General features: G+C 41.5%; 11 protein-coding genes. 6 read left to right on the top strand and 5 right to left on the bottom strand.

Going from position 1 to position 15,472, the window contains the following annotated elements:
* Positions 1-150 precede the first annotated feature (150 nt).
* Positions 151-1,938: a DNA helicase RecQ gene (gene recQ / locus ACFFGV_RS15680; RefSeq protein WP_377349770.1), complete on the bottom strand. Its 1,788-nt coding sequence runs from the start codon at positions 1,936-1,938 to the stop codon at positions 151-153.
* A 138-nt stretch (positions 1,939-2,076) separates the two neighbouring features.
* Here recQ and ACFFGV_RS15685 point away from each other — a divergent pair, with 138 nt between their 5' ends.
* From ACFFGV_RS15685 to ACFFGV_RS15705, 5 genes are all read left to right on the top strand, one after another.
* Positions 2,077-2,946 (top strand): WD40 repeat domain-containing protein, encoded by an 870-nt coding sequence (locus ACFFGV_RS15685; protein WP_377349773.1) that lies wholly within the window; start codon positions 2,077-2,079, stop codon positions 2,944-2,946.
* Positions 2,947-3,094: 148 nt separating this feature from the next.
* Positions 3,095-4,630: a BCCT family transporter gene (locus ACFFGV_RS15690; protein WP_377349774.1), complete on the top strand. Its 1,536-nt coding sequence runs from the start codon at positions 3,095-3,097 to the stop codon at positions 4,628-4,630.
* 128 nt (positions 4,631-4,758) lie between these two features.
* The gene (locus ACFFGV_RS15695; protein WP_377349777.1) at positions 4,759-5,694 is read left to right on the top strand and encodes an NADP-dependent oxidoreductase; all 936 of its coding nucleotides are present in this window, start codon (positions 4,759-4,761) and stop codon (positions 5,692-5,694) included.
* Positions 5,695-5,928: 234 nt separating this feature from the next.
* Complete coding sequence (locus ACFFGV_RS15700) at positions 5,929-7,782, top strand: cation:proton antiporter (RefSeq protein ID WP_377349779.1); 1,854 nt, start codon at positions 5,929-5,931, stop codon at positions 7,780-7,782.
* Positions 7,783-8,099: 317 nt separating this feature from the next.
* Positions 8,100-8,255 (top strand): hypothetical protein, encoded by a 156-nt coding sequence (locus tag ACFFGV_RS15705; protein WP_377349781.1) that lies wholly within the window; start codon positions 8,100-8,102, stop codon positions 8,253-8,255.
* 70 nt (positions 8,256-8,325) lie between these two features.
* On the opposite strand, the gene brnQ is transcribed toward ACFFGV_RS15705, so the two are convergent.
* Both brnQ and ACFFGV_RS15715 read right to left on the bottom strand, forming a co-directional pair.
* Entirely contained in the window at positions 8,326-9,654 is a 1,329-nt protein-coding gene (gene brnQ, locus ACFFGV_RS15710; RefSeq protein WP_377349784.1) for a branched-chain amino acid transport system II carrier protein, read from the bottom strand.
* 638 nt (positions 9,655-10,292) lie between these two features.
* The gene (locus ACFFGV_RS15715; RefSeq protein WP_377349786.1) at positions 10,293-11,495 is read right to left on the bottom strand and encodes an MFS transporter; all 1,203 of its coding nucleotides are present in this window, start codon (positions 11,493-11,495) and stop codon (positions 10,293-10,295) included.
* 189 nt (positions 11,496-11,684) lie between these two features.
* Between ACFFGV_RS15715 and ACFFGV_RS15720 the strand changes: the two genes are divergently transcribed.
* Complete coding sequence (locus ACFFGV_RS15720; protein ID WP_377349789.1) at positions 11,685-12,311, top strand: putative metalloprotease CJM1_0395 family protein; 627 nt, start codon at positions 11,685-11,687, stop codon at positions 12,309-12,311.
* Between the two features lie 42 nt (positions 12,312-12,353).
* Here the strand turns inward: ACFFGV_RS15720 and ACFFGV_RS15725 are convergent, their stop codons facing one another.
* Positions 12,354-13,484 (bottom strand): AI-2E family transporter, encoded by a 1,131-nt coding sequence (locus tag ACFFGV_RS15725; protein WP_377349790.1) that lies wholly within the window; start codon positions 13,482-13,484, stop codon positions 12,354-12,356.
* A gap of 75 nt (positions 13,485-13,559) precedes the next feature.
* Entirely contained in the window at positions 13,560-15,209 is a 1,650-nt protein-coding gene (locus tag ACFFGV_RS15730; protein ID WP_377349793.1) for an L-lactate permease, read from the bottom strand.
* Between the last annotated feature and the right edge of the window lie 263 nt (positions 15,210-15,472).

Genomic DNA, 15,472 nt, shown 5'->3' on the forward strand with positions numbered 1-15,472 from the left:
CTTGGCCTGTAAACATTCTTTTACTCAACAAGACCATCCCCCATATATTTAGTTAATTCTAAGTATACATAAAAGTACCCTATAGAGAGACTTTTTTTAAGTGTCTACTCTATAGGGTACATTTTACGAGATGGAAAGGGAGCATCTTTTTTAGGATGTCTGGCCAGCGTAGTTCTCAATTGCTTGTAAAAACAACTCACCGTATTGTTCATATTTCTTCTCTCCTACACCCTTAAGGGCGAGCATGTCCTCTCTTGTTTTGGGGAGATGGATAGCAAATTGTTTTAGAGTAGCATCCGAAAATACAATGTATGGTGGGATGTCGTGCTCCTCTGCAATAGATTTCCGTAACGTCCGCAGTTCATCGAACAGTTCCTGGTCGTAATCTGTATCCTTTGCCATAGCAGAAGTAGTCTCTAATAGCATATTGACTTGCTCTGCCCCTTTTAAAACCGGAACGGATTCAGAAGTCAGGCGCAGAAGAGGGAATTTTCCTTCTCCGACAGCTAAATACCCTTCTGCTACGAGAAACTGAATCATTTGTGTAATTTCTTTTTCGGTTAAATAAGACAGCAGACCATAGGTTGATATTTTGTTCCATCGACCTTCTATGACTTTCTGGCTTTTTGAGCCCTTTAATACTTTTGCGACTAGCCCTGAACCGAAGCGCTGTTCCATCCGTTTTACACAGGATAGAATCATTTGCGCTTCCTTAGTAATATCCTTTAATTCTCCTTGATGCTGGCAATTGCCGCATCGTTCACATGGGGGATGCTCAAATGGGTCCTTGAAATACGTCAGCATATATTGCTGAAGGCATCGGTCCGTATGACAGAAATTAATCATTTGTTGAAGCTTTTGGTACTCAACGGCTTTCTTATCCTCTTCCATCATAGATTGCTCAATTAAGAACTTCTGCAATTGTATATCTTTAGCGGAAAATAGCAAGATACAATCACTGGGTTCACCGTCTCGGCCAGCACGGCCAGCTTCCTGGTAGTACGATTCAATATTCATCGGTAGGGCGTAATGTATCACATAGCGTACATTAGATTTGTCAATGCCCATCCCAAAAGCGTTTGTTGCTACCATGATGGTGGTTTCCTCTTGAATAAATGAATTTTGAGCTGCCTTCCGCTGTTCCTCAGATAATCCCGCATGATATTTATCCACTTTATATCCTTCGCGTGTGAGCCATTGATGAAGGCGATCCACATCCTTTCGGGTAGATGCATAGATAATGCCGGACTCATTTGAACGTGACTGAATATACCCTTGAATAAAATCGTGCTTCTCCTGCCCTTTAACGATGCGGAAGTGCAGGTTGTCTCTTGCAAATCCTGTGTTTACTACATGCTCCTCCTGGATGGTTAACAACCGCTTTATATCTTCTGTAACCTCTTTCGTGGCTGTAGCGGTCAGTGCCATTATTTGCGGAAGCGACCCTATTTTTTGAATTTGCTGGACTACAGAGCGGTAGCTTGGGCGAAAATCATGCCCCCATTGAGATATACAGTGTGCCTCGTCGAAGGCAATTAGGGAGAGCTTTGTGGACCGCAGGACTCGAATGAAGCCATCTGAGTCAAATCGTTCAGGCGCAACATAGATGAATTGGTATGTACCTTGAGAGGCTTGCTGCAAGCGGTCATATTGCTCCTCCCATGAAAGAGAGCTGTTAATGTAGGTAGCAGGGATGCCGAGCGATGTTAAAGAGTCGACCTGGTCCTTCATTAACGATATGAGCGGAGAAATAATGACGGCTGTCCCATCTAGCACTAATCCTGGAATTTGGTAGCACAAGGATTTTCCGCCGCCAGTAGGCATGATGCCGAGAGCATGTTGGCCGTTCAATACATTCTCGATAATTTTTTCCTGACCTTGGCGGAACGTTGTAAAGCCAAAGTATTGTTCCAATATATGCTGAGCTTGTTTTAGCATGAATATCATCCTTTATACGTGTTCAACTAAAAATATCCGTCTAACTTTCTAATATCGTATCATGTCTGTTTGGTAACCGATAGCTTGTTTTCTTAGTTTCTATTATAATGAAGGCATTCTCGAAGAAGAGGTGATGGTATGGAACCACTCGAAATTATGGCGCATTCCTCTCACGTAAATAAAATTATTTTCTCTGATGATGAACAATCTGTAGTTTCAGCAGGGTTTAGTGGGGAATTGAGGCAGTGGGATGTAAAAACAGGAACATTACTTCAAGAGTTTATTGGTCACACGAAATCTGTAAATGGCATGGCTTTCATAGAGCAAGGAAAAGCTTTACTATCCGTAAGTGCTGATGGAACATTTCGTAAATGGGATGTTGCAACAGGGGAATGCCTTTATAGTGATAATGATCAACGGAAGGGTATTGGATCCTTGAAAATGACGGAAGAATACGCACTTACAAGCTCACCAGAGGCAATGCTTTCGGTAAGGACCCTTCCAGACGGTTCTGTAGCTAGAAAACGAAAGGCAGATCAGAAAAATATTGGTATTATGGCTGTGGACCACAATAAAGTAGCCGCGGTTGGCGGGCTTGGAGAAGCGGTTCGTTTTTTTGACATTGAAACATTAGAGAAGATAGATGAGATATCTGCTCATGATACAGCTGTGATGGGGTTTTCCTTTACCCATAACAATACAGCTATTTCTATCGGATATCATGGGGACATAAAGCTGTGGGATGTAAACAAGCATACAGTCATAAAGGAAGCTTCACTAGGCGGGAAGGGGTACTATTCTCTTGCGATATCTCCTTCTGCACAAGAGGTGGCTGTGAGTATGCCGCATCAAATTGTCATTCTAGATGCTGAATCATTTCAGGAGAAGTATAGGTTACAAGTTAAACCAAAAGGAAACTATGGTGTAGCGTATTCCTCAAGTGGGCAATACCTTGCTCTAGCCTCTGCAGACAAAAGAGTTAGAATATGGGAGTTGGATGAAAAGTGAGTAGAATAAACTCACTTTTCTTTTGGCATTCTATTACTAATTCGACATTATTTTAAAAGTTCCTACTTTACATAACCCTATATTTTATGAGAAAGTGAGAAACTGTGTTTAGCAACGTAAAAAAATTAAAGGAGTTAACTAACCTAAAATGACTACCAACAAACAAGAACGCACCTCCAATATAGATTGGCCCGTCTTTGGATTAAGCGGGGGACTATTAGTACTATTTGTAATAGCAGCTTTTTGGAATCTCGATGCAGTAAAGGCTTTTGTTAACGGTGGCTTTGCATGGTCATCACAATATTTTGGAGCATTTTGGCAAGTTCTCATGTTACTTCATTTCTTAGTTGGACTTTATATTGCTTTTTCTCGTTATGGAAATGTGAGACTTGGATATCTTGAAAAACCAGAAATGAGTACATTTAAGTGGTTATCCATTATTATGGCAACATTACTTGCAGGTGGAGGCGTATTCTGGGCGGCTGCAGAGCCGATGTACCACTTTTTGACCGTTCCGCCATTGCATGAGGGAATAGATGCTAAAACCGAAGGAGCTATTATGCCAGCACTTGCGCAGAGCTATATGCACTGGGGCTTTCTAGCTTGGGCAATCCTTGGTACATTAAGTGCCGTGGTGATGATGTATGGTCATTACCATAAAGGTATGCCTATGAAACCTAGAACCTTATTATATCCAATATTTGGAGAGAAGCTGAGAAATAGTGTCCTTGGTACGATTGTTGATGCATTTTCTATCATTGCAGTTGCAGCTGGAACCATTGGACCAATTGGCTTCCTAGGTCTGCAAGCAAGCTATGGGTTATCAGCATTGTTTGGTTTACCTGAAGGATTTTCTACTCAAATAGCCATCATCATTGGTCTCGTTGTCGTAACAACTATTTCTGCTGTAACTGGTCTGCATCGCGGCATCCAGGCGCTTAGTAACTTTAATGTTCGGTTGGCTATTGGACTCATTATATTTGTTCTTCTCTTTGGCCCTGGCGGCTTTATTATTGATAAATTTATTTCCTCCTTTGGATTTTACGTAGAGAATTTCGTCTCTATCAGTACATTCCGCGGAGACAAGAGCTGGCTTGGCAGCTGGACCGTCTTTTTCTGGGGCTGGTTTATAGGGTATGGTCCTATGATGGCTATCCTTGTAAGTCGTATCTCTCGTGGTAGAACCATCCGCCAAATTATAACAGCAGTTGGTATTATTGCCCCAATCGTAACAACCTTCTGGTTTACCGTTGTAGGGGGATCCGGAATTTTCTATGAGCTGCAAAATGCTGGTTCTGTTTCTGAACAGCTGAATAGCGGAGGTATGCCGGCAGCAATGATTGCTATTACAGAGCAGTTACCGCTTGCCAGTATTATTTCACCACTATTTCTGTTGCTGACAATTATTTTCGTTATTACAACGGGTGATTCTATGTCCTATACGATTGCTATGGCAGTCTCTGGAGAAGGAGACCCTAAAGTATGGCTGCGCGTATTCTGGTCTCTCCTTATGGGATCGATTGCAGGTATTTTACTGTATATAGGAAATGGAAGTATTAATTCCCTTCAAAGCTTTATCGTGGTGACAGCTGTTCCTGTTTCCATATTACTGTTACCGATGCTTTGGCTTGCTCCGAAGGTATCAAAGGAATTATTACACGAACAACAAGGAAAAATGGATTAATTACAGCAAAGAGGCGCACCCTAAAACGGGAGTTGCGTCTCTTTTTCTATTCTGTAATCTACAAATTATAGAAAAGTGTAAGAAGAGATACGGCGGGGTATGAAGACACATAGAAAGGAGAGGTTAACGTGAAAGCAATCGTAATTGAACAATATGGCGGTAAAGAGCAGCTTGTAGAAAAAGAACTAGAAACGCCTGCTATTAAAGAAGATCAGGTATTAGTGGAGATGCACGCTACCTCCATAAACCCAATTGATTGGAAAGTAAGAGAAGGGTACATGAAGGATATGCTCGACTGGGATTTTCCGATTATTCTTGGGTGGGATGCTGCTGGAGTCATTGCTAAGGTTGGCAGTCAGGTAACTAATTTTCAGGTCGGTGATCGAGTGTTCACAAGACCTGCCACAACACCTAATGGTACGTATGCGGAATACGTAGCCGTAGAAAGTCATCTTGTAGCGCACCTACCAGAGAATGTTACCTTTCAAGAGGGGGCTGCGGCTCCACTGGCCGGTTTAACAGCTTGGCAATGTCTTTTTGAGACAGCTCATGTAAAACAGGGAGATAAGGTGCTTATCCATGCTGGCTCTGGCGGTGTTGGAAACTATGCCATCCAATTAGCCAAAGCAGCCGGCGCCTTTGTAGCAACTACAGCAAGCTGGAAAAACAAGGAGCTTGTAGAAGGACTCGGTGCTGACCGCTTTATTAACTATAAGGAAGAAAACTTTGAAGAGGTGTTAAGTGATTATGATATGGTCCTGGATGCTTTAGGCGGAGCGGTACAGGAGAAAAGCTTTCAGGTGTTAAAGCCTGGTGGTCATCTTGTATCTATTACGCAGCAGCCTTCCGAAGAACTTGCCACGAAATATAATGTGGAGGCAACAGCCATCTTTTTAAATCCAAAGGGCGAACAGCTTAGCCAAATGGCTGACCTGATGGAGAACGGGAAGGTAAGGTCGGTGGTTGGACACACCTTTCCTTTTTCACAGGAAGGCCTAAGAGAGGCTCATGATTTAAGTGAAACGCACCATGCCAAAGGGAAAATTGTCATAGAAATGAAATAAAAACACTGCCTTTATGATAACGCATCTAGCCCATGGGAATAGCTAGATGCGCTTTTTTTTACTCAACATATTATAGAAGGGCATGAGAAGAAATATTAAGTAAAAACTAAAATCAGTGTGAAATGATTTACATATGTCATTCCCCCATTTAGAATATTGCTATATGTGTGTTTTCTAAATGGTACTCAATTATAGAAATAATTGGAATATATAAACATAGAAGGGGGCGACCTAATGTTCGATTCCATACTTTTTGACTTTATGTTAATAGGTGCGCTCGGTGTTGGTTCTCAGTGGATTGGGTGGAGATATCGTGTACCAGCAATTGTCGTGATGTCTATAGTAGGGCTGCTAGTCGGTCCGGTATTTGGTATTTTAGAACCTTCAAAAGATTTTGGTGATCTATTTAATCCTATCGTATCGATTGCCGTTGCCATCATACTGTTTGAAGGGAGTCTGAGCCTGGACTTTCGGGAAGTAAGGGGCCTCGGTAAGCCTGTTATGCGTATCGTTACGGTCGGTGCTTTCATAGCATGGCTGCTCGGTTCCCTCGGAGCCCATTACGTTGCTGGCTTATCTTGGGCTGTCGCATTTGTAATTGGGGGGCTGTTTATTGTAACAGGTCCTACCGTTATTTTACCGTTGCTACGACAAGCAAAGCTAAAACCAAGACCTGCTACTATCCTAAAATGGGAAGGAATCATTGTGGACCCATTTGGGGCTTTGTTATCTGTATTTGCTTTTGAAATTATTGATTTCTTAACAGCGGAGGATGTAACTGGAAACGAGTTACTATTCTTCTTTTTCGCATCATTTTTAGCCGTCATCATCGGATATGCATTAGGAAAAGGTCTCGGTTATATGTTTGAGCATGGCCACGTACCAGAGTTTCTGAAATCTCCTGTTATGTTTGCAGTGGTAATATTCTGCTTTACCCTTGCCGATGAAATTGCTCATGAAACAGGCTTGCTTGCTGTTACAGCTATGGGGATGACCCTTGCTAATATGCACATCTCATCCATCGAAGATATGCGGAATTTTAAAGAGAATATATCCGTCTTACTAGTCTCCGCCATCTTTGTCATGCTGACAGCATCTCTAACTGTAGATACACTTCTCCAAATATTTAACCTGAATATCATTGTGTATGTACTAATTATGCTTTTCCTGGTACGACCAATATCAATTTGGCTTTCTACCATCCGCACAGATCTATCCAAAGGGGAAAGAGCACTTGTGGGATGGATTGCACCAAGAGGAATAGTAGCCCTAACGGTTGCGGGATACTTCCAAGTGGTACTTCTAGATGCTGGGTTTGAGGATGCTTCCATATTAACATCCTTAACATTCGCGCTTGTATTCGCCACGGTATGTGCCCACGGTTTTTCAATCGGATGGCTGGCGAAAAAGCTTGGACTATCGAACGAAGGGAAGCCAGGAGTGCTAATTGTAGGGGGAAGCAGCTTTTCAACAGGTATAGCAAAAACCCTGAAGGAATTAAATATTCCAGTGCTTATTACAGATTCATCCTGGCAGCGACTCATACCTGTCCGAAAAGCAGGAGTTCCTTTTATAAAAGAGGAAATCCTATCCGAACAGACAGAGTATCACTTAGATTTAACACCTTACGACTATATGATTGCTGCATCAGAGCTTGATTCTTATAATGCACTTGTATGTAACACCTTCGTCCCAGAGGTTGGCAGAACGAATTTATTCCAGCTAACCCTTCACAATCGTCGAGGTGACGATTTAGAATCTATGGGTAACACCATTGGTGGACGGTTGTTATTTAACGAACAGGCTACATGGGAGCACTTGAATAACAAAGTGGAGAATGGCTACGTATTTAGGAAAACGAACATTACATCTCAATACTCTTACGATAAATATTTACAAGAGCAGCATCCAGAAACGCTTATGCTATTTTTAGTGAAGGCTTCTGGTAAGCTGTCATTCTTCACCCATAAGTCCCGTCCAAAGGCAGAGAACGGAGATGTCGTTGTCAGCCTAATGCCGCCGAGTAAAGAATTTCAGAAGATAAAGGAAAAAATTACGGAAAATAAACAACCAGAAGAACCAGAGTAAGCCTGACACCCCTGCCTCCATGAGGCAGGGGTGTTTTTAGAGCTGTCCTACGGTGTTAGCATGTTCCTGCCATAACAAACATAATGGAATCCTATTTCTTATAAAACCACGACTCTCCAAACCATTACCACCCCATTATTTAAAGTAATAATCCATCTTGAATTCTTTATGAGTAATTAGAAAGCACATGTTAGGGTGCTGTTCCATAATTTCTCAACATGAAAACGACTTGAAATGGGTAATAACTACTAATTAGGTATGGGACAAATGGGGAGAATCATAAGGTTAATATGAGAATAGGAAAAGGAGGGGCGGTTATGGAGGACCTCGTTTTTCATTCAAAGCAAGCGGTTATTTTTGAAAGGTTGGCTAGACAATATCAGCACTTGGATGGTGAATTATATCAGTATTTTTATTGTTTGTATCAATATCACCAGCAGCAGATTTACTACCTTAAAGAAAAATCACTGTAATTGCTTTACCCCTCCATCCCATACCAAAAAAAAGACCTCCTGCTTAATGAAAAGCAAGAGGTCTTTTTTGTTAGGACACCTTTTTAGGAGACTCAACGGGATGGCCGTTGAACATTAGGTCAACTACATATCCAATAATACCACCGATAATGGCTGGGATTAGCCAACCTAAATTTTCCTCAAATAGAGGGAAGAAGCTAATGATACTCTGAAGTCCTGTAACATCTGCACCAAAGGCTTCTAAGCCATCATGAATACTGAATATCAGAGTGAATAACAAAGCACCTCGGTAAACATAGCTCGACCCACCGAAAAGCGGGTGCAGGAACGTAAGTCCAATGAGTACGATAGCTAATGGGTAAATAAAATACAGTACTGGTACACTGTAGGCAATAATTTGGTTCAGTCCGAGATTTGCTACTCCGAAGCTAATGAGAGTAATAATTAGAACAAGGTTATTATACTTCAGTGCTGGGAATGTGTTTGAGAAAAACTGACTGCAGGCCACTGTTAAACCAACACAGGTAGTAAAACAAGCTAACAATACGATAAGGCCAAGTACTAATGCTCCGCCAGAACCGAACAACATTTCTGCACCAGAAGCTAGAATGTCCCCGCCGTTGTCGTAATTACCAAGTGAGGCCATTTTGGCTCCCATCCAGCCAATAGAGGTATAGACGAAAATAAGGCCAATTGCTGTGACGCTTCCCGCCTTAATGGTTTCCTTAATCATCTTGTTACCAGCTGGTACGCCGCGATCCTTTAGGGCGTTGACTACAATAATCCCAAAGGCCAAACCGGCTATAGCATCCATTGTTAAATAGCCATTCACAAACCCTTCAAAGAACGGTCCCTCTGCGTATTTTTCATTGGCGGATTGAAAAGCTGTGTCAAAATTGAAAAAACTAGCCAGGGCTAAGGCTACAATCGCTATGAGCAGCATAGGAGTAAGCCATTGACCAATCCTGTCTACAATTTTAGAAGGGTTAAGGCTGATCCAATACACAACTGCAAAGAAAATGACGGAAAAGATGAACAACACAACCGAGGTTGAAGCTCCTTCTGTGAATGGTTTAACCCCCATTTCAAACGCTACGTTAGAAGCACGCGGTATCGCGAAAACTGGTCCAATTGCTAGATAAATAAGAGAAGTAAATATAAGACCAAATAAAGGATGCACTCGATTTCCAAGTGAACGTGCGTCACTGCTGCCAAAGGAAATTGCCATGACTCCAATAATTGGCAAACCAACTCCTGTTATAATAAAGCCTGCAATCGCAAGCCAGTAATTTACTCCAGATTGGATGCCTAGTTCAGGGGGATAGATTAAGTTTCCCGCACCGAAGAAAAGAGCAAATAGCATAAAACCAATCGTCAATGTATCTTTCTTTTTAACCATTTTAGCTCTCCTTTCTATCTATAAAACGTACTGTTTGGAAATGGTGAGCCTGTTTCAATGCCTTCATAAAAAAAGCCCGTCCGTTTTCCTGAGTAGGACGAGGGTTATCTGTGCTCGACTACGCAATGTTAGCAATAAATGATTGCTCATATGCTGGTAGTCTTCACAGAAAAATATCCAAGGTAACGGGGGAAAACCGGCAAATTCCTACAAAATAGGACATTTAGCAAATACATACCCCTTGAAAACAGCTAATAGCTGCCATGAACAGGACTTCACCTTATCCAATTCATAAAATATATATTATTTTTTGACAATTTTCGAGCTGATTAAAGCTTAACAAGAGGTATTTTCTATGTCAATTAAATTATCAAAAATTTTTGAAAAGAAAAAATTGTAAATGATCAGCCTTCTATGTGGACCACAGCAAGCCTAGTATTTGCACTTTTTGTCTGTTCATACATCGTCTTCTTTTCATTTTTTTATGTTGAACCACATCTATGTTGAGGAGGTACCATAAATGCGTGTAAAACCCGTTTGGGAGTTGGAGCATGGCCATTTGATTGTTCCGCATCAGGAATAACATTCAAATTTGAGAAGAATACCCTGATTTGAAAACAAGAAAAGAAGCATCAGAATTAAGTTTCTGATGCTTCATTCCATGGAAGGTGTTTATTCCGTTGATAATCCCAGATGGTTAAGGCAAACACAAATAGGAAACAAACGCTGGAGAGTTTGAATAAGTCCGCAGTGGATACTCCGAATGAATTGGATATGATGCCTAATAGAAGCGCGCTCAGGCCAATTCCAAGGTCAATGGATGAATAATACATGCCATTAGCAATGCCGCTTCGTTCCTGGGTAGTTTTCGATATGACCCATGCTTGGAACGCGGGCATCATCGAGCCAAACCCAATGCCAAACAAAATCCCTGCTGCGATGATGTAATAAAAGTTATCTGCTAATGCAATAGTCCACATACCTGCGAAGGCGAAAAGGGAGCAAGGGATTATGACAATCCAGGGTCCTCGTTTATCAAACAGCTTACCTGTAATAGGACGAGAAATAGTAGCAAAAACAGCGTTAAATAAATAAAACAAATAAATATGCTCAATGCCTTGCTCTTTACCGAAGATAACGATAAACGTCACGATGGAGCCATACCCAAATGTATTCAATAAGGAAACAACAGCAGGAAACCAGCTTGGCTTTTCAATCATCGATCCAAAGAAAGAGAAGGATTTCACATCGAAAGTGCGCTTTTGAACCTCTTTCGGTGTTGTGAAGTTCGTGATGCTAAATAGAATAAAGGCGATGATTCCAAGAGCTGCTGATGTCATAATCAGTACGGAAAAATTAAAGTTCTGAAAAAGAAAAATTCCAAGACTCGGCGCTATGATCATCCCAATGGTAACGGATAAACCGAAATAGCCCATTCCTTCCCCAATTTTTCTTTTCGGAACTAGGTCGACGGCTGCTGTCCCATTTGTGGTAGAGGACCAGCCCCATCCTAGACCATGCACGAATCGGAATAGTAGGAACACAAAAATGACAGATGTAACAGAATATAAGGTAGTTATTAGTAATAAGGAAAGAGAACCAATAAGGACTAATTTTTTTCGAGCCTCACTTTGCAGAAGATGTCCAATGAATGGTCTACTAAGCACAGCTCCAATTGAAAAGAGAGTAGTGACTAGTCCGACCTGTGTTTTGCTGCCACCTAGCTCCTCCATATAGGGAGGGAGGGTAGGGATAAGCATTTGAAAGCTCATGAAAGTAAACCAGTTCGCAATAAGGAGAAAAATAAACGATTTCGTCCATAATGTTGCTTGTTGCTGCATACAGTACCCACCTTCGAAGGGAATGACCCATTTACTATGTATAAAGCTACTTCATTGTAACAAATGAGGGTGGAATTTGCTCCAATTTAGGCTCTGATAAAGAAAGTAGTAGGGGAGTATTGAAAAGGGGGAGAAAGCAGCCGAAATAAAGGATAACTCCATTGTTTCTTGATGAAAGGTGATGATGTAATGCAGATGAATAGCCTTCAACGCTCCATATTTCCAGGTCCTGTAGCAGGGATTTCCAATCAAAGACATGCAAATCTCACACATCCATCACAAGAATTAGCACCTCAAGAGAAGAAAACGGTCCCGACTCTTTCTGTTTCAGCTGAAGATACACATTATGGAAACAAATTATCTCCTGAAGCCAGACAACATATTTCTGAATTGAAAATGAATGAGATGAAGGTAAAAGCTCATGAACAGGCACATCAATCAGTGGGTGGTTCCTTTGCAGGAGGTATTAGCTATGACACAGAGAAGGGACCAGATGGGCAACAGTATATTGTAGGCGGAGAAGTTCCGATTAGTATGCCGAGTACAGATGATCCGGAGGAAACGATTCGGGCTATGGAACAAATTAGGAGAGCTGCGCTAGCACCAGCTAATCCTTCCTCACAGGATATGCAAGTAGCAACGAAAGCATCACAGGCTATATTACAAGCGAGGAGTGAGCTGGAAGATAAGCTAGCTCAAACATTAGATCCTGCTGTTCAGGTCCCTAAATCCCAGAAGGTCCATGAGGAATACCAGCGTAATATGCATATGCTTCGTCCTCATGAAACAGAATCAATTTATCATTATTCAACGTAACGAAAAAGCCAGCGACCGTAATCATCGCTGGCTTTTTCGTTCCTAGAATTCTTTTGAATTTAGTGCTTCAGTATAAAAATGATTGATTATCGTCTTTACTACCGCATAGAAAGGGATAACGAATAATAAGCCAAGGAAGCCGGCAATGCTTCCAGCAGCTAAAATAAGTGTGATAATCGTCAAAGGATGAAGGCTGAGCGCTTTCCCCATAACATTTGGAGAGACGAAATTCCCTTCAATCTGCTGAGCAATTATCATAATGATAATAACCCAGAGCACCATGGTGGGCTCCTGAAATAGAGCTACCAGAATAGCAGGAATGACAGCCAGATAAGGACCTGCAAACGGAATTACGTTTGTCATCATTCCAAATAATGCAAGTGTTAAGGAGTAATCTAGCCCTATAATGACATAACCGATAAACAGTAAAATACCTACAATTACACTTACAGTGAGCTGTCCCTGTATAAAGGAAGAGAGGGTGTGATCAATACGGCTTAATAAGAGCCTTAGACTCTTGGCCTTTTTATCCTCAAAAAATTGAGTAATAAATGGCTCCATCCTTTCGCCATCTTTCAGCATAAAGAAAAGGAAGAATGGCACAAGGATAAGCAGGAATAAAAATTGGATAACCTGCGCAATCGTGTTAATCAGAAAATCTGTGAATCCCAGTGTTACGTCCTTTATAGAACCTGTAAGCTGCTCTTGAGCACTTTTAATTTCCGACATAAATTCTTCAGGTATGACGGATTGGTTATTCTGCCACAGGTTAATTAATTTCTCCACTTCGTTAATCATTCCCGGCAGATTGTCATAGAACCTGGAGAATTGCTCCTGAGCAATAGGAGCAATGAAGCGAACAATTAAAAATCCTACACCGATTAATAGAAGGAAGACGAAAATAATCGAAATCCATCTTGGCACTTTATAACGGTCCAAAGCATGGACGACAGGGCGTGAAATATAATAGAGAACTCCGGCCGCAATGACGGGAAATGCAATAGCCTTTACATATTTGAAAACGGGAGCAAATACATATTGAGTGTGCTGCAGCAACCAAAATAAAATAAAAATTAAGATGGTTGTAATGAGTGCTTGAAACCAACGTTTTTTATACATTCTTCCACTACCTTCAATCGTAATAATCTTTTCCAAGTATATCGGTTTCTTCAAAAAACGTAAATCTCCTGCTTGTTCTCTAATAAAAAAAACCACTCTCATCGTGAGGAGTGGTTTGTAAGAGAGAAATTACACGATAACATAAGATATTAGTAAGCCTATGATTCCACTTGCTATGGCGTAGTAAAGCATTGGACCGAGTGTCATGCGAATGATAGAGCCTTCTTTCCCGGCCATGTTGACGACAGAGGCAGCTGCCACCACGTTTAGAACACAAACCATGTTACCTGCATTCGCGCCGAGTACTTGAAGTGCTACGATTAATGATGGAGAGGTGCTTATTTGGTCGGCGACACTGAATTGGAACAGGGAGAACATCATGTTGCTAAAGGTAGCACTCCCTGAAATAAAGGATCCTAATGTGCCAACCAGTGGCGCAACGAACGGCCACCCCTCACCGATGCTTGCTGCAAATACTTGAGCCAATTCCATAGGCATGCTATCTAGACCTGTTTGATTGACTCCAGAATTAATGAAAATACGAACCATCGGCACAGCGGTACCTAGTGCTATAGCACTTCCTACTAGTGTTCTTCCAGAATCCTTAAGCGTTGTCAGCATGGCGTGCTTGCTCATGTTATGGAAGAAAGCAGTCAGCAATACCGCTGCTACAAAAATCGTTCCTGGTAGATAAAATGGTTGAAATGATGTACTGATAGCAGTTCCGAATATGTTCTTCCATCCAACTTGAACAGACTGTAATACATCTTTAAAAGGGAATACTTCTAATCTAGTTATGACCAACATGATAGCAATTAATACATATGGCAGCCATGCTTTCCACAAAGGCATTCTTAGACTAGCACTTACCTTCTCTTGACGTAACCGGTCCTCCTCATTGAAGTACCATGGTTCACTGGGGAGGAGCCAACCTCTTCTAGCGACTGGTATAACAATGGCTAAGCCTGTTAAACCTCCGATAATGGATGGGAATTCAGGTCCTAGCCATGTAGCTACAAGAAAGGCGGGAATAGTAAAACTGAAGCCTGCAAAAATAGCAAACTTCCATATGTGAAGCCCCTCCTTAAAGCTCTTATGTTCCCCGAAAAAACGGGTTAATAGAGCTGCCAAAAGAAGCGGGATAAAGGATCCTACAAAGATATCAATGAAGACTGCTGTTTGAGTGACCTGCTGAATAAAGTCTGCCATGGTCTCATTCTGTAGGGCTTGCTCTACTTGAGGAGCAAGGGAGGTACCCTGACGTAATCCTTGATCCACTCCTACTAGAACGGGAGTACCAACGGCTCCAAAGGATACTGCGCTGCTATCTGCTACGAGTGCCAGAGAAGCAGCTCCTAGTGCAGGGAAGCCTAGCGCTACTAATAGGGGTGCACCAATAGCGGCGGGGGTCCCAAAACCAGCGGCGCCTTCAATAAAAGAGCCAAATAGCCAAACAATGATAATGAGCTGTACACGACGATCAACAGAGATGCCAGAAAACCCTGAGCGGATAGAATCCATCGCCCCGCTATTACGAAGGGTATTGAGTAATAAAATGGCACCAAACACAATCCAGAGGATAGAAATAGCTATTATGATACCCTCCATTGATGCTGCTGCAATTTGCAGCAAGGGTACCTTCCAAAAGATAAAAGCAAACATACTGGTTAACACGAGGCTTATTGGCATTGCTATAGATGCTGGCCAACGCAACAGAATAAGAAAGAAGAACACTGCTAAAATTGGCATTACAGCCGCCGCTATTTGTCCAATTGTCATATTATGATCACACCCTATTGTTGTATGTATCTCTATTGTACATCTCATTGTGAAGTATTGAGCAATGTAGTTGTGTACATTTTATTACTAATGGAACTTCTACAGAAGAAAAAAAGAGGAAAATGGTCTAGTAATATTCCATATTAGGGAATTTTGATATATATTTATTACGGTAGCATTTGATGAATTATAAAGAATGAAAGTGTTGATATACATATTAAGCAACCAGGAGAGTATGAACAATCAGCAGGGGGGAGTATGTA

This window comes from Pontibacillus salicampi, from assembly GCF_042434395.1.
Classification (GTDB): domain Bacteria; phylum Bacillota; class Bacilli; order Bacillales; family BH030062; genus Pontibacillus; species Pontibacillus salicampi.